At 62.2% G+C, this 18,666-nt stretch carries 19 protein-coding genes; 2 read left to right on the forward strand and 17 right to left on the reverse strand.

Translation table 11 applies throughout. The features are described from left to right. Positions 1–55: 55 nt before the first annotated feature. From PZN02_RS09875 to zigA, 6 genes are all read right to left on the reverse strand, one after another. Positions 56–1,945, reverse strand: a complete 1,890-nt coding sequence (locus tag PZN02_RS09875) for a GGDEF domain-containing protein (RefSeq protein ID WP_280657830.1) — start codon at positions 1,943–1,945, stop codon at positions 56–58. A gap of 246 nt (positions 1,946–2,191) precedes the next feature. Beyond that, complete coding sequence (locus PZN02_RS09880; protein WP_280657831.1) at positions 2,192–2,650, reverse strand: Fur family transcriptional regulator; 459 nt, start codon at positions 2,648–2,650, stop codon at positions 2,192–2,194. 137 nt (positions 2,651–2,787) lie between these two features. Then, positions 2,788–3,099, reverse strand: coding sequence for a hypothetical protein (locus PZN02_RS09885; RefSeq protein ID WP_280657832.1), 312 nt, complete (start codon positions 3,097–3,099; stop codon positions 2,788–2,790). After that, entirely contained in the window at positions 3,096–4,229 is a 1,134-nt protein-coding gene (locus tag PZN02_RS09890; protein ID WP_280657833.1) for a CobW family GTP-binding protein, read from the reverse strand. The genes PZN02_RS09885 and PZN02_RS09890 overlap by 4 nt, the downstream gene beginning before the upstream one ends. Positions 4,230–4,234: 5 nt before the next feature. Continuing rightward, on the reverse strand, positions 4,235–4,882 hold the full coding sequence (locus tag PZN02_RS09895) for a DUF1826 domain-containing protein (protein ID WP_280657834.1): 648 nt from the start codon (positions 4,880–4,882) through the stop codon (positions 4,235–4,237). After that, entirely contained in the window at positions 4,872–6,104 is a 1,233-nt protein-coding gene (gene zigA / locus PZN02_RS09900; RefSeq protein ID WP_280657835.1) for a zinc metallochaperone GTPase ZigA, read from the reverse strand. The genes PZN02_RS09895 and zigA overlap by 11 nt, the downstream gene beginning before the upstream one ends. A gap of 133 nt (positions 6,105–6,237) precedes the next feature. Here zigA and PZN02_RS09905 point away from each other — a divergent pair, with 133 nt between their 5' ends. Beyond that, a complete protein-coding gene (locus tag PZN02_RS09905) occupies positions 6,238–6,798 on the forward strand; it encodes an LbetaH domain-containing protein (RefSeq protein ID WP_280661446.1) in 561 nt (186 codons plus the stop codon). After that, on the forward strand, positions 6,788–8,062 hold the full coding sequence (locus PZN02_RS09910) for an MFS transporter (protein ID WP_280657836.1): 1,275 nt from the start codon (positions 6,788–6,790) through the stop codon (positions 8,060–8,062). The genes PZN02_RS09905 and PZN02_RS09910 overlap by 11 nt, the downstream gene beginning before the upstream one ends. Positions 8,063–8,255: 193 nt before the next feature. Here the strand turns inward: PZN02_RS09910 and PZN02_RS09915 are convergent, their stop codons facing one another. The 11 genes from PZN02_RS09915 to trbK-alt form a co-directional block, all read right to left on the reverse strand. Further along, complete coding sequence (locus PZN02_RS09915; protein ID WP_425336290.1) at positions 8,256–9,197, reverse strand: Csu type fimbrial protein; 942 nt, start codon at positions 9,195–9,197, stop codon at positions 8,256–8,258. Positions 9,198–9,211: 14 nt separating this feature from the next. After that, positions 9,212–11,584: a fimbria/pilus outer membrane usher protein gene (locus PZN02_RS09920; protein ID WP_280657838.1), complete on the reverse strand. Its 2,373-nt coding sequence runs from the start codon at positions 11,582–11,584 to the stop codon at positions 9,212–9,214. 7 nt (positions 11,585–11,591) lie between these two features. Then, positions 11,592–12,311 (reverse strand): fimbrial biogenesis chaperone, encoded by a 720-nt coding sequence (locus PZN02_RS09925; RefSeq protein ID WP_280657839.1) that lies wholly within the window; start codon positions 12,309–12,311, stop codon positions 11,592–11,594. Positions 12,312–12,330: 19 nt separating this feature from the next. Further along, positions 12,331–12,831: a Csu type fimbrial protein gene (locus tag PZN02_RS09930; protein ID WP_425336233.1), complete on the reverse strand. Its 501-nt coding sequence runs from the start codon at positions 12,829–12,831 to the stop codon at positions 12,331–12,333. A gap of 389 nt (positions 12,832–13,220) precedes the next feature. Beyond that, on the reverse strand, positions 13,221–13,580 hold the full coding sequence (locus tag PZN02_RS09935) for a response regulator transcription factor (protein ID WP_280657840.1): 360 nt from the start codon (positions 13,578–13,580) through the stop codon (positions 13,221–13,223). 209 nt (positions 13,581–13,789) lie between these two features. Beyond that, the gene (locus tag PZN02_RS09940; protein ID WP_280657841.1) at positions 13,790–14,032 is read right to left on the reverse strand and encodes a DUF2274 domain-containing protein; all 243 of its coding nucleotides are present in this window, start codon (positions 14,030–14,032) and stop codon (positions 13,790–13,792) included. A gap of 2 nt (positions 14,033–14,034) precedes the next feature. Continuing rightward, positions 14,035–15,210 (reverse strand): TraB/TrbI/VirB10 family type IV secretion system protein, encoded by a 1,176-nt coding sequence (locus PZN02_RS09945; RefSeq protein ID WP_280661448.1) that lies wholly within the window; start codon positions 15,208–15,210, stop codon positions 14,035–14,037. 23 nt (positions 15,211–15,233) lie between these two features. After that, a complete protein-coding gene (gene trbG / locus PZN02_RS09950) occupies positions 15,234–16,217 on the reverse strand; it encodes a P-type conjugative transfer protein TrbG (protein ID WP_280657842.1) in 984 nt (327 codons plus the stop codon). Beyond that, complete coding sequence (trbF, locus tag PZN02_RS09955; protein ID WP_280657843.1) at positions 16,214–16,903, reverse strand: conjugal transfer protein TrbF; 690 nt, start codon at positions 16,901–16,903, stop codon at positions 16,214–16,216. Before trbF ends, trbG begins: the two co-directional genes overlap by 4 nt. Further along, a complete protein-coding gene (trbL, locus tag PZN02_RS09960; RefSeq protein WP_280657844.1) occupies positions 16,900–18,258 on the reverse strand; it encodes a P-type conjugative transfer protein TrbL in 1,359 nt (452 codons plus the stop codon). Before trbL ends, trbF begins: the two co-directional genes overlap by 4 nt. A gap of 3 nt (positions 18,259–18,261) precedes the next feature. Then, a complete protein-coding gene (trbK-alt, locus tag PZN02_RS09965; protein ID WP_280657845.1) occupies positions 18,262–18,657 on the reverse strand; it encodes a putative entry exclusion protein TrbK-alt in 396 nt (131 codons plus the stop codon). Positions 18,658–18,666 lie beyond the last annotated feature (9 nt).

The following is an 18,666-nucleotide window of genomic DNA, read 5'->3' on the forward strand; positions in this document are numbered from 1 at the left end:
GATCTAACGCGACCGGAGCGGAACTGAGCGCGGCGCCGGCGAAACACGCTGCCTTCTATCGGACGGTCTTCGGTCGTCTGGCGCCCGTGAGCGTCAAAACGTTTGAAGTTGAAGGCACTATGCTCGGCGATGGCAACGTGTCGCGCGTGAATCGAACGCGGTTGCGGCCTTCGGATTTTGCTCGGTACAGCGCGGCGTCGGCATGCTCGATCAATTCCGGCCATGCATCACGGCGACCGCGAGCGACCCCGAAGCTTGCCGTGACACGGAATGGCGTTCCATCGGACGTGGTGAAAGTCTCGGTTTGGATGGCCAATCGGATTTTCCGCGCAATCGAGATGGCACCTGACAGATCATTGCCCGGGACGAGAATGGCGAATTCTTCACCGCCGAAGCGCGCGACGATGTCACTTGCACGCAGATGAGACCGCAGGAGTTCTGCAGTCTGGATCAGGACGCGATCGCCAGTGACGTGGCCGTAGGTGTCATTGACGTCCTTGAAATGATCGAGGTCTAAGAGGATCAGACACAGGCTCCTGTCGGCGCGGTCCTGAGGCGAGGACAATTGGGCAAATCGGTCGAGCATCCTGCGATTCAGGAGCGCGGTCAGTCCATCGGTCTCCGCCTGACGCTTCAATTCCTCCGTGAGGAATGCGCGTTCTTGGAGCCTTTCCTGGAGCACTTCGATTGCCTCGAAGAGGCTTCGAATCTCTCGCGCTCGGGCGGCACGCGCTGGCGGCGAGATCGAGCGATCGGCGGCAAGTTCAAGGACGTTGTCGTGAGCCAGCATGAGCGGGCGAAAGACATGTGATCGCACCGAAAGCATGATGCCGACGAGGATCGCAAGAATAGCGCCGGTGATAAGCACCGTCATAGCGAGGGTCATGAGGGCCTTGGTTTTCACATCGACGAAGTGTTCCACGACGCCATCGAGGAATGCGGTCCGGTAAGTCTCGATCGGCCGCATCGTCGGGACATAGCGGTTGGTGAATTCCGTCGCCGTCAGGGTATAGTGCAGGTTGCGTCGTCCCTCGGCGATGACTTGATCGACCAGCGCAAGGCCGTCGCGAAAGAAGGCGCGGTCGATTTCGTCGCGGCTCGCTGCCAGCGACGCGGCGTTATAGAGGGTCGTTTGGCTATTGATGAGTTGCCAAAGTTCGAGGAGTCGACCCTGGGTTTGTCGGCTCTCGATCACGTTCTGCAGCGGCATTCTCTGGTTGGTGGCCAGCGGGGCCACGATCTCGGAGCCAACCCTGCCGCCGTAATCGCGTAGGTCACTGAGCATCTGGCCGATGAGAGCGGACGCCTCGAGACCCGTGTCGTGCTGGACCAGTTCGCTGGCGTTCCAAGCAATCACGGCCCGGAATCTGTCCGAGACCTCGAACATGCTGTCAATCGCGTCCTGGATTTCTTCGCGGCTCAGCGACACGCGCGGTATCGCCGCAATCCGATCAACTTTGCTGCGCGCGATGGCGAGTTGGTTGCGGACCTCTTCCAGCATGCGCCGCGGGACGAGGTGATCGTGCAGTCCGAAATAAGAAACTGACTTCACTTCGAGCTGGGCTAACGCGGCGTCGCTACGCGTCCGGAATTCAGCTAATCGTTTCACTCCGGCGCTGTCGAGAGACGGTTCCTCGGACATGACGATATTGGCAGGACCGCGCTCGGCTGCCAGGTAGTTCGCCGCATCAAGGACTAGTCGGTATTGCCGAATGTCGTGGAGGTTCTGACGCGAGAGGGTGAAGTCGCGGTAGGTCGGCGTAACGATGGATAACGCCAGAAGCGTCGTGCAGATGATCGCGAGGAGAATGCCGACTGATAACTTTTGGTCGAAACTCTGATGGGAGCCGATTTGCGTTTGACGAACACGATCAGAATTGTTTGTGGATTCTTCTTCGGGTTGGTGGCGCTTATTCTGCCATGTAGAAATGAAGCTCTTGAGCATTTTGGATGAATTACCAGCGCGTTAGCGTTTTGTTATACATTTCTCCGACAATCGCTAACCGCTATGTCTCGCAAAACCCATAAAATAGTTCGCCTTCATTTTGGTGAAGGCGTTTGGTTAGAAGTTTGTTTACGGGAGCCGAAACGCTTGAGTTCGGGGCGTTTATGTCGGCCTGATAACGAGCTCCGGAGTGTGTGTGAACCCGGCCGCTGGCGAAGAGGCGAAGCCCATGGGTCTTTGCCAGGATCAGATGGCGTAGTCGGGAAGAGCGGGAGTGCTTGGTGAGTCCATTGGCTCGCTGCAGTCGGAGCAGCGTCCGTGCAGCTCCAGATAGGGCTGGGAGACTGCGAAGCCTGCGTCGCGCGCGACGCTGCTCAGTTGCGCTCCAAGCGCCTTGTCCATGAGCGCGTTGACCTGGCCGCATGCGTCGCAAATCGTGAAGACGATCTGGTCTTCTGCGGTGAGCGGATTCGGAAAGGCCGCTGCCGCGACGAATGCTGCAATGGTGTGAAGCCGATAGACGAGACGCAAAGCTATCAGCTTTTCGAGCGCTCGGTATACCGGCAATGGATGGCGGATGCCGCTCCCTTCCAAGACCTTGAGAATGGCATAGGCGCTCAAAGGAATGGGCGAGGCTTCGATCGTGCCAAGTACGAGTTTCTGATTGCGGGTTAAGGAGAATTTCCGATCGACGACGACCATCATCAATATGCAACGTTATATCATTGCAAACAACTGTTACTCTATTACCGCACGTCGTCAATACCTGGACACCGCACCCCATCGTTTTGCTCAGCGAATGCGCGGAAGTAGAGGAATCTGAGGTGCGGAGATCCAAGGCGTTACTCCGGTGATGGCGCTATCGAACGTTTAGTTAGGCTGGTCGCTTCGCGTGCCGCGGTGATGATGTCGGCCTCTGTCAAGTCGGCAAGCGCCTTGTGGATCGAAAGCTTGAGGGCTGGGCCCCCGGCCGGCAAAGCCATGATGACCGTCTCCTCTGGCGGGCATCCCGGCTCCGCGCAGGCGAGCTGATTGACTGACACCACGACGTCATCGGCACAGCCGAGCGCCATTCGCGTCCAACCCTTGATCGCAGCCGCTTGTCCGAGAAGCCCGATCCGTGAGCGAGCGAGGGGATTCACAAAGCCGCTCATCGACGTGCCGCCCAAAAACGTGTGCGGGTGGGCCGCGGAAGGAGCGCCTGAAACAGCTTGCGGATTGGATCGACTGGCAGGTCCTTGCCGATCACGACAATGCGGCTTCGAACATCGATGTCCGGCCAATAGTCGAGCCTGATTGGCGGGTACAGCTTGTTTTGTACGGCATGCGCGACGAGCGGCCGGGCCGGATCATCTGAGAGGGCAAAGAGCCCCTTGAGACGCAAAATGCGGTCATGATGCTGGCTGGAAATGACGGTGAGGAAGCCGTCGACCGCGCGCGGGTCGAGCGGCTCGTCATGGATGAGCGGCAGCGCCTGGATGCGATTGCCGTGGCGATTGACGTCATGTGGCGCGACATGGCTGTCGGGGTCACTGAACCGCTCCATCGCGAGCCAGCCTGCCACGTCCTCCGGCTTGGATGTGAGGTGATAGGAGCCGGCGCCGATGAGGCTCACGGGATCAAAGCCTGGCTGGCGGCCGTCGTGGATTTGCGCCCCGGGATTGAGCTCCTTGAGCAGGGTTAGAGCTGCCTGCCCAGCGATCGGCGCAAGGTCGGTCTTGGTCAGGACGATATGATCGGCGAAAGCGAGTTGCTTCCAGCTCTCCATGTGCGCATCGAGCGTCTCGGTTCCGCAGACACTGTCGAAGACGGTCACGATGCCCGCCAGCCGGAAGCGCTTGGCGACGGTGTGATCGCGCAGAGCGGTCGCCGGCGCGCCGCCAGGGATAAGACTGTTCACGATTGGCGCAGGATCGGCGAGCCCCGTGGTTTCAATGATGACGCGGGAGAAAGACGGAGCAAGGCCTTGCTCGTGGGCACTCAGCAGCTCGAAGAGGGACGCGCGGATGTCACTCGTGGCGAGGCAGCAGATGCAGCCTGTGCTGGTGACTATGTATTGCTCACGTCCACGCCGCACGAGGTGGTGATCGACGGAGACGGAGCCGAACTCGTTGACAATCACCGCCGTGTCGGCGAGCCGTGGATCGGCGAGGAGATCGTTGAGCAGCGTCGTCTTGCCGGAGCCAAGGAAGCCCGTGAGAAGCGTTACGGGCTTCGGCTCGATTGATTTCGAGGTCGGCGGGTCGGAAGAAAACGGTGTGGGTTCAATGCGGCGCGAGGGCAATGACGCTAGCTCCCGAACTCGTCGGCATCATCGACGGCGAGGAGCAGACGGTTGATGCCGGTTCCCTCGATTGGTGGTGATCGGTGGAGCAACGCCGAGCTTGTTTCGGAGGCGCTCTTGCTGCCGCGGATCAACAGGATGGCGCCAGTCGGCGTCGTCTTGATGGCGTCAGGAGAGAGCGGCTTTCCCGCTTCTTGCATGGCGAGCGCGCGCGGCCCGAGCCATTGCGTGCCGGGGCCACGGTAGGTGGACACGAGCCTGAGGCGCACATTGTCAGCATGGAACCGCTTGCAGGCATCCGTCGTGATGGTCTCGAGGCGCACAATCACGCTCGATGCTGAGGTCAGATAGCGAAAGAGGCGCGCGAGAAAGAACACGTCGTTGAAGAGCCAGTCGCGCAGCCACGCCGGCTCGAGGCTCATCTCGTTGAAATGGCGCAGTAGCGTCGAACGAAGCTCCACGGCCGAAGCCGTGAAGCGAAAATCGGGGAGTTGGTCGACAGGCGCTCTTTCGAGCGCTGAAGAGACATCCGCGCTGAGCGTCCGCTGCAACACGCTGACCGGATTATTCAGAAGGATGTCACGGGCTAGGCGCTTCGCGGTCGGGCAGCGGCGCCGCGGCGGTGGCGGCGCGATGGCGGGGTCAGGCCGCATTGGCAGCTTCCCATGCAGGAAATGGATCAGGCAGGTTTCGCCAGGCTTTTGGATCGAAGCGTTCAGTATCTGAGCTGCCGAGGAGGCAGGCATCGAGCGCGGCGCGGATCTTGGCCTCGTCCATGCCGGTGCCGATGAAGACCAGCTCCTGGCGGCGATCGCCCCACGTTTCATGCCAGTTGCGCTTGAGAATGCGCTGCCACTCCGGATGATCGGGCCAGCGATGTTTCGGAACGGCGGCCCACCAGCGCCCCAGGGGAATTGAACGGGCGATCGCGCCGGCGAGCGAGAATTCGCCGACCCAATCAGGCCGTGTGGCGAGCCAGAAATGCCCTTTTGCGCGGATCAGACCCGGCCAGGTCTGGTTGATGAAGGTGTTGAAGGTGCGGGGATGGAAGGGACGGCGCGCGCGATAAACGAAGCTCTGGATGCCATATTCCTCGGTTTCGGGGACGTGGTCCTTGAAGCCGTAGAGTTCCTTGAACCAGAGCGGATGACGCTCGGCCTTCTCTTCGCTGAACAGCCCGGTGTCGAGGATGTCGCCGAGTGGGGCGCGACCGAAATCGGTTTCGACGATCCGCGCATCGGCGTTGAGCGCGATCACGACCTTGCGGACCAGGGCACGCTGTTCGGGGGAAACCTCGGAGACCTTGTTGATGACGATGACGTCGGCGAACTCGATCTGTTCGACCAGGAGATCGACGATCGTCCGTTCGTCGCCGTCGCCGGCGGTCTCGCCGCGATCGCGCAGGAAGTCGTTGGAGCCGTAGTCCTTCAAGAGGCTGGCCGCATCGACGACGGTGACCATCGTGTCGAGGTGAGCGATGTCGGACAGGCTGTGGCCGTCCTCGTCCCGGAAGGAGAAGGTGCTGGCGACGGGTAGCGGTTCGGCTATGCCAGTGCCTTCGATCAACAGATAGTCGAAGCGGCCGCTCTCGCTGAGGCGGCGGACTTCGTGCAGCAGGTCGTCGCGGAGCGTGCAGCAGATGCAGCCATTGGTCATTTCGACCAGCTTTTCGTCGGTTCTGGACAGATTTGCGCCGCCCTCGCGAACGAGGTCGGCGTCGATGTTCACTTCACTCATGTCGTTGACGATGACCGCGACGCGCCGGCCCTCGCGATTGTTGAGGGCGTGATTGAGGAGGGTCGTTTTGCCGGCGCCGAGGAAGCCGGAAAGAACGGTGACGGGAAGGCGGTTATCGATCGGATTCGTTTGCGACATGGAGCGTTCCTGCAAATGATACGTTATAACATTGCATTCTTGTAAGGTTTATGGCAATTCCAAGTCAAGGGTCGGAGTGTGGTCAGCACCATGCGCGGCTCGAAGCTTCAATCAGGAAATGGGAGTGAACCGCATGATCCGCCGCAATCCGCGGGGCGATTGGCCACGTGTGGCCGAGAGCGCCTTTGTCGATCCAACCGCAATCATCTGCGGGCTAGTGATTATTGAGGATGACGTCTTTGTGGGCCCCTACGCCGTGATCCGTGCGGACGAGACGGATGAAGCCGGCAATCTGGAGCCTATTCGCATCGGAAAGGGAACGAACATCCAAGACGGCGTCGTGATCCATTCGAAATCGGGAGAACCGGTGACGATTGGCTCGAACACGTCGATCGCGCATCGCTCGATCATCCACGGCCCTTGCACGATCGGTGACGAGGTTTTCGTCGGCTTCAATTCAGTGGTGTTCAATTGCACGGTCGGGAATGGGGCGGCGATCCGGCACAACTCTGTAGTCGAAGGCTGCCATTTGCCGGCGGGATTTCATGTGCCTTCGACCACCACGGTGCATTCGGATTCCGATCTCGCCGGCATTCCGCAAGTGACGATCGACGTCACGGCATTCTCCGAACACGTCGCACGGACGAATGTCGGCCACGCTCGGGACTACCGGAAGCTAAGGAATGACTTCTGAGGGAATGCGATCGGAACTCAAGTATTTTCGGGCGAAGGGGATGGGGATCGGAAGATACCGCAGCATTGAAGCTGTCCTGTTGTTTACGGCGTTTATTGCATCGACTTATGGATTTGGTGTCTATCTGTTTCCGGCGATGGTCGAGTCCATCCGGCAGGAGATTCCATTTTCATACGGGACGATGGGCGCGATGTCCGGTCTGGTTCAGGCCGGGTTTATGGTCTGTGCACTGATGAGTGGGATCTTGACAGTGCGCTTCGGCGCCTTGCCGATGATGCTGGGATCGATAGCGGTGTGCGCACTTGCTTTGGGCGGGCTGGCGCTAGCTTCGAACATCTACATGATGGCTGCGCTGCTCGTCGTGCTTGGAGGGAGTGCGGCTGCCATCTGGGTTCCTATGGTCGACGTTTCGCAAGAAGTCGTACCGATTGAGCATCGGGGCAAAGCGTTGGGCCTGATGTCGTCAGGTACCAGCTATGGGGTGTTCATCAACAGTCTCCTGCTTACGAACCTTCTTCCCACTTCAGGTTGGCGCTCCCTTTGGGCCGCAACGTTTGTACTTGTCGCCTTGCTTGCGATCGCTGGCTTCATTCGCTTGCGCGGGCTTGGTCGTCGTCACGTTCCAGGATCGCAGGCTGGCCATTCGATTCGAACGCGCTGGAGCGGGTTGCCAAAGGGTCTGGCGGCCGCAGTCCTGGTCATGATGTTTCTGAACGGGCTCTCCTGCATGCCCTATCAGACATATTTGTCGGCGTTCCTGGAAAGCGAGGCCGGCTACAGTGCCGACACAGCAGCTTACGTCTGGCGTGTGATCGGTGTCGTTGGGATGGTGAGTGGTTTTGCGATTGGCGCGCTGGCTGATCGGATTACCGTCCGGTGGGGAATGATTGTTACTTACTTGATCCTGGCGAGCTCCTGCTTGCTGGTACTCAATGCAACAGGAGGCAAGGCGTCGCTGCTCCTCTACTGCGCAGCGATCACCTTCGGCATTTCTTTCTACGCAATCTTTGGTCTGGTGCCAGCCTATATCAGCCATGTCTTTGGGGCTGGCGCGGCGGCGTTGGTTTTTGCTTTTGGCAACATCGCGCTCGGCGTGGGCGGGATCGTCGGCAATATGCTCGGTGGAGTGCTCAAGGAATCAATCGGCTCGTTCGAGCCGATCTACCTGATCATGCTCGGGGCGGCGCTATGCTCAGCACTCCTCAGTGCTGCACTTCCCAGTGAGCGCAAGTTCAGGCTCAAGGCGCAACCGGCCGATGCGTGAGGGGAAAATCGAAGCGATCGGAGGTGGCTGAAAGATCTCGACCATTGCTCCGAACACGAATGTCGCCAGCTCTCCGATATCGACCCCGCTGGGCTAGATCGGGCTGCCGCGGGAGCCGCCAGCGCCGATGGGCTCCGCTCATGCGAGATCGCAACGACATTGTGATTCTCTCACTATTCTCACGGCGTACGGGTCAGTAGGTCACAGTCACGACGACTGTATCCGTGTAAACGCCGGGTGATGGCGTTGTCTGGGATTGCACGCGCCCGTACACCGTCAGGTACTGGGTGTTTCCGTTCCCGGTACCTGTAAGCGTGCTGCCGGGCGTTGATGCGTCGCCCCATGGCTGGCTGCGAGCGGGGTCCCTGTAGAGGCCATAGGTGACTGTTTCAGTGCCCTTGAACATCTTGCGCGCCGTCGGTGGGGCATTCGCCATGCCTCCGTTCAGGGCGACCGTGTATGCGCTGCCCGGTGTGCAGGTGACTGCGAGCTGCCCGGTTGCGTCGACACTGGAATCGAGAATGCCGCGCGATCCGAAATCGACGTCTTGGGTTGCGACGAGGCAGTTCGCCGCAACGTTCGCCATGACGTTGAAGCTCGGCCGGGCGATCGCGCCGGAAGCGCCGCCGCTGCAGGAGTTGAGCGAGCTATACCGATATCGAAACTCCACGTGCATGCCGGAGAAGGAAGACAAATAGCTTCCCGGCGGCGCGGTGGACTGACCGCCGAAGAGAGCGCCGTAGATTTGTCTGGATGCAGAGCCGGTACCGATCCCATTCAAAGTCACGCTGATTGCGGGGGGCCTTGATGGAAACGGCCAGACCTGGGATCCCCAGACCACCGTTCGCGCGGAATCCGAGTAGAGCTGATAGTTGAGAACATCGGCGCCGCTCAGCATTTGGCGCATCGAAGCGGTCGCGCCTCCGCTGCCGCTTCCCAGGTTCGGGCAGATCAGAATCGTTGAGAAAGGTGATCCGCTGCAATTGGCGAGCAGTGTTGCGTTCGTCGTGGCTGGAGCGCCGGACAATGTATCGGTCGAACCAAAGTTGACGCTGGCGACGCTGAAGCTGCAACTCTGCGCACGCGCCGGCGCCGGCATCGCCGCCAGCAACAGGAGGGCAAGAATCCCAAGCAGGCTCAAACTGAATTTCAGTGGCATGGGACGTCCTTCAAAACCACCTGCCGACCTGGATCAGGCCGGAACTGGAATTCGGCGCGACAGGAGGCGCCATCGACACGCTGGATTTCCACCGTGTTTTGCGAGGAAAGCGAACGGATGTAGGCCTCGCCGTCATAGCCGATCACGAACTCCCCGGAGCCGCTCAGCAGCCGCCCTTTGAGGCCGGCCTCGAGCGCGAGGCCACGGCTGTCGATGAAGCGGACCAACGCAGCGTTGGGCTTGTTGTTGACCCCGAAGTCGATCACGACCCCGCTCCGATCGGCGGGAACGACCACTTGCCTGGTGGAAGCGATATCGGCGTCCACTGGAAGATTGCTCGGGTCGATCGAGATCGTATTCGGTTCGTAGGAGTTGAGGCCGGGGACGACGATGCGGCCGCGCCTGTTGCTCGTTCCGACGCGTCGGTTTTGATGCTGCACTTCGACATTGGGCGCGCCGACGTCGACGACCGCGAAGGCGTCATCGATGCGATTGGAGGCGAAGACGTCGCCACCGGCCACGACAATGGCGCCGTCGACCTGACCGGTCGCCCTGACACTGCCGCCATATTGCTCGACGCCGGCCTGGACGCGCGCGACGGGAGCGCGGTAGCTGACTGCGGCGGATCGGTTGGTCGTCTTGCCCTCGGATGTGCGCACGCGCCAGCCGACGCTTCCCTCCTCCAGGCGTTCGCTGCGCGTAACATCGGCTACGAAGTTCGTTCCGTCGCGGCCGTGTTCTATTGCCGTCGTCGTGTTGATGTCGCTGCCGAGCGGGATGGAGAGGCCTGCAAACAGACCGAAGCCTCCTTTGTTGCCGAAATCCTTGAAGGCGGTCGCGAATAGCGTGCTTCGCCCGAAGATCTGCTGGCTGTAGGAAACGCCCGCTATTCGGCTGCGCTCGCTGTCACCGGTGTCGAGGTTTGTGTAGGAGAAGGTGAGATTTGAGGCATCGAATGGCGTGGGAACGCTAACTGCAACCTGGTCGAGGGCGCGCGGGACCTTGGCGCTGAACGCGGTAGGAAAACGTGGGTCGATACTGGGTTTCGCTGTTATTGAAGCGATGTCCTCATACTGACCGAAAGTTCTTTGGACTCTGCCGAAGATCGACCAACGGTCGTTTCGCAATTCGAGCGATGCGTTTACGAGCGAGCCGGTCCGGCCATTGTGCTCACTGCTGGCAACAGCCACCGAGCCGACGCCATAGGTCCAGATGGGAAAGGCTGCGCCAATGCCGCCGTTGAGGAGATCGTTGCCGCCTTCGAAGTGCCCCTCGAGCGTTAGCCAGTCGGTAAGGCCGTAGCGCGCGGTCGCAACGCCCATGAGCCGTCCGTCATAGTCTTGCGATTCGATACCGAAGTTTCTGCGCGGGTAGCCGAGCTCGGCCGAGAAATCGAGCAAGCCCTCGCGCAGAAGCGAGCTCGATGCGTAGAACGGAAGGGTGGCGGTCGTTTCGCGCCCCAAGCTGTCCCTCAGCACAACGCGTGTCTCGGTGGCGCCAGTGAAAACCGGCAGGTTGACGAGTTGGAATGGTCCGGGTGCGACGGTGCCAGTGAAGGTGCGCGCGTTTTGCGAATAGACTTCGAGAGTCGATGGCACCGCGGCCCTTCCGGAGAAGGACGGGAGCGGCATTGTCACGAGGTCGGAGCGCAGCGCGAAGTTCCGCTGTACCTGAAGGCCGCCGAGATAGACGGGTCGCGTCCAGGATAGGCCGCCCGAGACGACGTCGCCGGCCCGATAGGTCACGAGCCTGTTCGGATCGGAGTAGCTCCAGGTGGTGTTGAGGCGTGTGAAGCGATCCACCGGGCTGTTTGAATAGCCCGCGATAAAGGATTGGCTGAGCGTTCCATAGGGGCTGAACAGGCGCGTGTCGAAAGCGCCGGAAACACCCTGGAACAGATCGGTGTGCTTCTCGAACAACGAGTTCGAGCTGCCGAAGAGCGTGTAGTTGAGGACCGCGCCCAGGCTCGATTGTGGTTGCGGTCTGTCGCTCTTGCCGATGGTGCCGATGTCGATGGTTCTTGGAGCGCGCGCCTCATCGGTTGAGGTCACGTAGAGGCGCTGCGCCGGCTCATCCAGCCGGAAGGACACATTAGGCAGCCGATCGACGCGAACTAGGCCATCTGCTTGCGCAGACCGCACAGGCTTCAGGCCAACTTCGGTCAATTCCGCTTCGGTCGCGGCTAGGCCTCCATCAGGCAGTTGCTTGAAGTTGCCGATGAGCCCGGTGGAAACGCCGTTGATGAAAACCTCCAGATAGAGGTCGCGTGCCTGGCCCGCAGCGCCGGGCGAAGGCGAGTTTGTGTTGTTTATCTGATTGGCCCCCGCAGCCGCGGAAATGGAAATTGCCGCTCCCAGGACCATTGCGAACCTAACGGTCCTTGACCGCAACGCTCGCATTGAGAGGCCCCGTTTGGGTTTGCGCGGAAAGTGTGATCGACCCGCCAGCGGGCGTCCTGGAAAGCGGGATGGGCCATTGCATCGTCGCGCCGCCGAGAACGTAGCCGATGAGGCCGTTTCGGCCGCCAAGACGCTGACCGTCTCGGGACAGCGAGAGGTCGGACAATCGGAGGCGGCTATCGCCGCTGTTGCGGCCGACAAGCAATGTCGTTCCGCTGGAGCGTTGGATTGTCCACGAGACCTGAGCAGCCGACGCATCCGGGTTTCGGAAGAAGACGGGGATGGAATGACGCACGACAAGGCTGACGGTGCCCGCTTGCCGGCGCGCCGGATCCGGAAGCTCATCGACGACGACGCGATAGCTCTCCTCGGTCGCGATCGGCGCCTTTGTCACGCGAACAACGCGCACGACGTAGCTCGCATTCGCCTGCATTTCCGTCGCAGGCGGGCTGGCAACGACATCCTCGGTCGGCTCGAGTCGATCAACGCCGCCTTCCTGCGTCCAGCGGAAGACGCGCACCTGAACGTTGATCGGACGCTTGGCCTCGTTGCTCAAATTGAGCGTGGCGGCGCTGTCCGGCGCGATCAGGTCGACGGTCGTGGGAGAAACACGCAACGAGGCCGCTTCGCCGATCTGCCCGGAGAGCAGAAAGAGAGCGGCCGCGCTGATGCATCGCATCATCGGACGCATGGTAGCTCACTTTCCGCTGTCAGTATTGGACCGTGATGGCCACGATGTCGGAATAGGCGCCAGCGCCGGGAGTGGTCTGGACAGGCACCCGGCCGTAGACAGTCATGGTCTGCGGATTGCCGTTGCCCGTGCTCGCCACGGTGTCTGTTCCGGGCGTGAAGCCCCAGACCTGCGTGCGCGCGGCATCGCGATAAAGCGAATAGTTGACGGTTGCAGAGGCCGGCCCGGTCATCTTGCGGACCGCTACGGTGGCGCCTATGCCGCCGCCCGCGTTCAATCCGACGGTGTAAGGCGTGCTATTGGTGCACTGGACAGTTATCGAGCTCGTCTGGTCGACATTGGCGTCAATGACGCCCGTTGTTCCGAAATCCATATCGGTCGCTGTGACGACCTTGCACTCGGCGACGATATTGATGCGGACATTCATGTTGCCGGTCGCGGTCGCGGCGAAGGCGGGTCCGGCAAGGATTGGGTGAGCAATGATTAGGGCTGCGAGAGCCCGAGCGAGAGTCTTGAGCACGGCCATTATTCCTAAAACGCGTTGAGGGGCAGCATCGTGATCCCACTGATACGCGCTCGGGATCATTCAATGCTTCAATGCGATCCGGCGTGTGGAGGGCAACCACGCTGAATAACCGCATGGTGCGCCGCAATATCGGAATACCGATGTGCTGTCTGTCAGATCAGTGGCGCGGATGTCACGATAGTTGCGTGAATAGAAAAATAGTGTCGCTCGGCGCAGAGCAGCGACATGTCCCAACGCCAGAAGAAACGATTCCATTAGGTTGGACGACCTGCAAAAGCGGCGAAAGGGCAACGCGCGTCGCGGTGGTGGGCGGCCGTCGCGCCTGGCGGTCTTGCAAGCGAATCACGTGGCCGCCGGCGAGCAAGGCGAAGGACTGGCGCCAATCAGCTTCGACGCTGCGTGGCACATGTGGACATCATTGCGAGCAGATCCTCGTCTTTGCAGGGCTTTGGCATATACGCATCGTAGAACCAACGCTCAGGAAGGTCGTGTTCCGGAGTAGCCGTGATGAGAATGATGGGGCCGGCGTAACCGTGCTCCCGCACGAGCCTTATCATGGTCATTCCATCCATCCGCGGCATCATGTAATCGGTAATGATGAATTGTGGGGCTTCTCGTTGAACGATTTCGAGGCCAGCCTGCCCATCGCCGGCGAGTGTCACGTGGTATCCGGCGTGCTCCAGCGCGGAGCAGGTGCATGTGGCTATGAGCCACTCGTCCTCGACCAGTAGAACTCGAAGCATCGCATTGCCTCGCTTTTTTTCTCACCGCGGTTCAGGCTTCACGCCTAGGGGAACGCGCGATGCGCCTGTTCGATGTGTGAGGGGACGCAAAACGCTGGTCGGCGAGTTAACTTCATTGCGCGTTCTGTATGTTCATGCGCGATCCGTCTGAGCCGAGCATCGTTTGCAGGCGTGCCTGGCGGTGAGCGTTTTGAGAACGGGGAGAGATTTCAGGTGTCACGCAAGTCGATGCGTTGGTCTTGGCGTCTGGCTTTGGCAAATCCTCGATCGGTCGCGATGAAGCGCTCGAGCATGGGCACGACCAAGCGGACTGGGTCGGCGACGGGCTGCCCGGTTTCCCGCCCGAGCACTTCGGCATAGAGGAGGAGGTCACGGTGGAGCGTGGCAGGCAGCTCCAGCGTGATCTTCACAGGCTTGTCATCGGCGATGCGTCCGAGTTTCAGCTTGGTCATCGTCAGCTCCTATAGGGTTCGAGCACCAAGTCGCGTGTGACGATGACGCGGACTGGAAAGCCGGGGCGGATAGTGAGCGTCGGGGCGACATCGAGTTGGCGCCGCACGATCTGCTGACCGACATCATTGATGCTGTCGGATGCACCCTGGCGAAGAGCGCGGAGGATCGCGTCCTCTTCGCTCGACGAGCCGGCCTGGGCGCCGACGCTGAGTATCGTCGACAGAACCGCCGCCTTGAATAGTTGCCCCCAATGGTAATCGACGCCGTCCTCCAGGCCGGCATAGCCCTCGGAGTCCGCACCCGGTTGACGTTCGAGGACGATCGAGCGGCCGTTCGGCAGGATCAACCGGTTCCAGACGAGGAGCGCCCGGCGCTGGCCGAACTGCACGCCATTGTCGTACTGCCCGATGAGCCGCGTTCCCTGCGGAACGAGGAGGTAACGGCCGGTGGGGCTGTCATAGACATTCTCGGTCACCTGGGCAGTAATCTGGCCGGGGAGATCGGACCGGATACCGGTGATTAGCGCCGCCGGAATGACCGCACCGGCCTGAAGAACAAAAGGTGATGCCGGCGGCGAGACCCGGTCAGGCGAAACGGTGCGCTTGTCCGGTGGGGCGTTGAGGAAGGCCAGTTGACGGTCCTGTGCAGTGGACGCGCCGGGTTGGCCGCCGACGTCGATACCCGTAAGGCCAGGCGCTGCAGACAGGCTGGCGCCCTGGCCGGTCGCTGCGGTCGTCGCGCCGGTCTGGAAGAAGACGCGGCTGGTGCGCGCCGCCTCTTCTTCGGCGAGCCGGCGTTGCTCCTCGGGATCGACGGCTGGCGTTGTCATCACGGGCGGGGTGACTGGCTGCCCCCGGTTCTGCGCATCGAGGATCGGCCGACCGAGGTCGCCCGGCAAGGGCGGGCCCAGCACGGGACCGGTATAGTCTTTCGGCAGGCCCGAAAGGCCATCGGCCGTCTGGCGGTTGTCGGTCGAATAGAGTTCTTCGCCAGTCTTGGAGGCATTCTGCGTCTGCAGGGCATAGATCAAGGCCCCGCCGACCCCAAGGCCAGCGACCAAGCCGACACCGGCCAGGACCTTGCGCGAGATGCGCGTCACGCGGGGAGCGTCCGCGCGCAGCCGCATTGTTGCGACGGGCTCGCCCCCCTGCGGGTGCACGGGCTCGTCACGCTCCATTCCCTGTTCCTTGTCGGTTTGGCTCATGATGTCGGCTTTCCATCGGTGCGCACGATCCGGACCGTTTGCTGGCTTTTTCCGTTGCCAAGGCGCAGCTCCGCTGCACCGAAGAGCCGGTCGACGATCAGGACATTCTGGTGGATGCGGCTGTTGGCGATCTGTGGTTCGCCGTCGGGGCCTATGACGAAGAGCGGGGGCATCTCGCCCTGGACGATGCCGCGCGAGAACTCGATATAGACCCGCCGGCCGTCGTCATAGACCGAGACCGGGCGCCATGGCGGGGTGTCGCCGGTCAGCCCGTAGCGATAGTTCCGTGCCGCGATCGCCGGGATGATTGGCGTGGCGGGGATATTCTGGCGTTGCGATGCGGACGGCGAGGGATAGGCCCAGGCGACGGCCGGCATGTAGGGCTTTTCGCCGGAGCGGAGCTCGATCAGATAAGTGCGCCGGTCCGTCGTGATGAAGAGGTTGGTGGTGATGTCCGGTCGCGTCGGTTTGACCAGGACATGGACGCGACGTGTGGCGCCGCTGCCGCTTTCGGTGTCGCCGATGATCCAGCGCGCGGTATCGCCGGCCGCGATCGGTCCGGAGCCGGTCAGGCTCTCTCCCGGCTCGAGCGCGATATCGGTGATCTGTCCCACTGCCGCGTAGACCTGGTAGAGGGCGCCATCGCTATAAGGATAGATCTGGATGGCATTGTAGTATCCCTCGCGACGCGGTTGGACGCGTGCGGCGGCGTTGGCGTTCTCAACGCGCGTGATTGGCAGGCTTGCGGCCGGACCCCCACGGCTGGGGGTCCAGGGTGGTGGGACATGAAGGGGGCGCGGTCGCCCATCAGCGGTGGATGTAGGGACTGCCGGAACCGGTGGAATATGAGCATCGTAGCTTATCTCCGGCGGCTTTGTTGCGGTAGCGCAGCCGGCAAGCATCGAGCCTGCGAGGAGAACGCCCGCCATTGCGGTAGTACGGAAGGCCGGCTTTCCGGCGATGCGGAAAGCGGGGGTCATTGTCCAAGCTCCTTCGACCAGTTGATGGCATTGACGTAGATGCCCAGCGGGTTGGCGCGGAGCTTCTCGGAATTGCGGGGCGGCTGCACCACGATTGTCAGGATCGCCGTCCAGCGCTCGGTTCCGGCGAGCGACCCGTCCTGATAGCGCCGCTCGGTCCAGGCGACGCGGAAGCTGTCAGGCGATGCGCGGATGACACTCGACACGTCGACGGCGATCTGGATCCGGCCGACCTTGGTGAACGGGTCGTCGGCGCGCGCGTGGTCGTTGAGCGCCATGGCGCCACGGTCGGTTGTGAACTCATAGGCTCGAAGCCAGTTCTGACGGACGATAATCGCGTCGGCGGGGATGCTTCTGACCTGCTCGATGAAGCGAGCCAGATGCCAGGCCACTTGCGGGTCGGTCGGGCGATAGTCCGCGGTTGCTGGGGCGACCGCCTCCGCCTGACCGAGATCGTCGACCTGGACCACCCAGGGCACGACGGTCCCGCGGGCGGATTGCCATACGAGCGCGGAGGCGAACCCCGCCGACAGGATGAGGCAACCGAAAGCCATGAGCCGCCAGTTCCTGGCCTGCACTCGGACGGAGCCGATGCGCTCGTCCCAGACCTGGGCGGCGCGCTGATAGGGAGTCTCCGGCTGTGGAGACTTGCCGTAATGGGTGGACGGTCGTCGGAAGAGATTCATGAGCGGTCGCTTTCGGACAGGTTGACGGAGGAGCCGCCGCCATGGGCGTCTCCGGAACGGATGGCGTGGGCGGTGGCCTGAACGCCGTGTGAGAGCTGCTGCGAGCGCTTCATGCGCTCTGCCCAGGCGGGCGCGGCGTCCGCGCGTGCGGCAGCGGCTTCGCTAGTGCCTTCGCCGCCGCCGATCGTGCCCATGGTCGAGGAGCCGCCGGTCGCTTCGACGGTGGATTTGGCCCCGGCTGCGTAGCTCGCCTTGAGACTGTCGGCGGCGCGTGTGGCGGCGCGCTTCAGGGGCGAGACCGCCCCGCTGGCCCCGGCCTTTGCCACGCCGCCGAGGCCGGAGGCGACGGCTGCCATACCTGTTTCTCCGGCAGCGCCGAGGCTGTAGGCAGTGGAGGCGCCACCGGCCATGGCGGCGCCGCCGCGGGCGGCGGCAGCAGCGCCGCCCAGGAGGGAAGCTCCGCCGGACATGGCGGCGCCGGCGGTCGCCGCGCCGACAGCGACAACGCCGCCTGCGGCGAGGCCGGTCCCGACCGCGCTGCCTGCGCCGAGTTGCGGACCACCGGAAACGATGCCGTTGGCGATGCCGGGCCCGAAGATGCCAAGGCCGAGTAGCGACAAGGCGGCGAGCACGATCGCCATGGCCTGGTCGATGGTCGGCGTCTGGCCACCGAAGCCCTGTGTGAACTGCGAGAACAGCGTCGAGCCGATCCCGATGATGACGGCGAGGACAAGCACCTTGATGCCGCTCGAGATCACGTTTCCGAGCACACGTTCGGCCATGAAGGCGGACTTGCCGAAGAGGCCGAAGGGGATGAGGACGAAGCCGGCAAGCGTGGTCAGCTTGAACTCGATCAGGGTGACGAAGAGCTGGACGGCGAGGATGAAGAAGGCGAGCAGCACCAGAACCCATGCGAACAGCATGCAGGCGATCTGGATGAAGTTCTCGAAGAACGCCATCCAGCCCATGAGGTCCGAGATGGACTCGAGCAGCGGCCGGCCGGCGTCCAGTCCGGTTTGCGCGACCTTGCCGGGCCGCAGGAGATCGGCAGTCGAGAAGCCGGTTCCGGACGCCTTGAGGCCGAGGCCGGCAAAGCTCTCGAAAACGATGCGGGCGAGATTGTTCCAGTTGGAGATGAGGTAAGCGAAGACGCCGACGAAGAGCGTTTTCTTCACGAGGCGCGCGATGATGTCGTCGTCGGCGCCCCAACTCCAGAAGAGCGCGGCGAGCGTCACGTCGATGACGATCAACGTGGTGGCGATGAAGGCGACTTCGCCACCGAGCAGGCCGAAGCCGGAATCGATGTAGCGGGTGAAGACCTCCAGAAACTGGTCGATGACGCCGGTGCCGCCCATGAATTATTGGTCCTCGCTCGCATCCGGCGCGATCGCCGGTGCGGTTTCCTTAAGAATGGGATTGTCCGGGAGGACGTCCGTGGGCGCCGGAGTGGCGGGAGTGTTCGGAGCGGCCGGGCGATCGACCTGCCGGTCGGTGGGCCGCGCACCGGGAGTGAGGAACCGCTGGCGGTTCTCAGCCCAGGCGCGCAGGCAGCCGGCGTCGCGAGCGCCGGCTTCGCCCATTACGGCACAGCGCCGAAGCTCAGCCCGCAGCGGGTCGACGCGGCTGTCATCGCGGTCGCCGAGCGCTGGCGTCTCCGGCTCCTCCTCTTTCCGGGTCATCTCGATTGCGGTCGCGGTCAGCGCGACCGCGATGAGGCCTACTGCCGCGAGCCGGGCGAACCACTTGCCGTCCATGCTCGCCTC

The organism is Sinorhizobium garamanticum, assembly GCF_029892065.1.
Lineage (GTDB): Bacteria > Pseudomonadota > Alphaproteobacteria > Rhizobiales > Rhizobiaceae > Sinorhizobium > Sinorhizobium garamanticum.

Bases quoted from the DNA above. Each gene is read 5' to 3' on its own strand.
- PZN02_RS09895 (WP_280657834.1), bottom strand. From the start codon at position 4,882: ATGCGGCCTGACCCCGCCATCGCGCCGCCACCGCCGCGGCGCCGCTGC.
- PZN02_RS09885 (WP_280657832.1), bottom strand. From the start codon at position 3,099: ATGAGCGGCTTTGTGAATCCCCTCGCTCGCTCACGGATCGGGCTTCTC.
- PZN02_RS09920 (WP_280657838.1), bottom strand. From the start codon at position 11,584: ATGGTCCTGGGAGCGGCAATTTCCATTTCCGCGGCTGCGGGGGCCAAT.
- PZN02_RS09875 (WP_280657830.1), bottom strand. From the start codon at position 1,945: ATGCTCAAGAGCTTCATTTCTACATGGCAGAATAAGCGCCACCAACCC.
- trbF (WP_280657843.1), bottom strand. From the start codon at position 16,903: ATGAATCTCTTCCGACGACCGTCCACCCATTACGGCAAGTCTCCACAG.
- trbK-alt (WP_280657845.1), bottom strand. From the start codon at position 18,657: ATGGACGGCAAGTGGTTCGCCCGGCTCGCGGCAGTAGGCCTCATCGCG.
- PZN02_RS09880 (WP_280657831.1), bottom strand. From the start codon at position 2,650: ATGATGGTCGTCGTCGATCGGAAATTCTCCTTAACCCGCAATCAGAAA.
- PZN02_RS09905 (WP_280661446.1), top strand. From the start codon at position 6,238: ATGATCCGCCGCAATCCGCGGGGCGATTGGCCACGTGTGGCCGAGAGC.
- trbL (WP_280657844.1), bottom strand. From the start codon at position 18,258: ATGGGCGGCACCGGCGTCATCGACCAGTTTCTGGAGGTCTTCACCCGC.
- PZN02_RS09925 (WP_280657839.1), bottom strand. From the start codon at position 12,311: ATGCGTCCGATGATGCGATGCATCAGCGCGGCCGCTCTCTTTCTGCTC.
- PZN02_RS09910 (WP_280657836.1), top strand. From the start codon at position 6,788: ATGACTTCTGAGGGAATGCGATCGGAACTCAAGTATTTTCGGGCGAAG.
- trbG (WP_280657842.1), bottom strand. From the start codon at position 16,217: ATGACCCCCGCTTTCCGCATCGCCGGAAAGCCGGCCTTCCGTACTACC.
- PZN02_RS09935 (WP_280657840.1), bottom strand. From the start codon at position 13,580: ATGCTTCGAGTTCTACTGGTCGAGGACGAGTGGCTCATAGCCACATGC.
- zigA (WP_280657835.1), bottom strand. From the start codon at position 6,104: ATGTCGCAAACGAATCCGATCGATAACCGCCTTCCCGTCACCGTTCTT.
- PZN02_RS09945 (WP_280661448.1), bottom strand. From the start codon at position 15,210: ATGGAGCGTGACGAGCCCGTGCACCCGCAGGGGGGCGAGCCCGTCGCA.
- PZN02_RS09940 (WP_280657841.1), bottom strand. From the start codon at position 14,032: ATGACCAAGCTGAAACTCGGACGCATCGCCGATGACAAGCCTGTGAAG.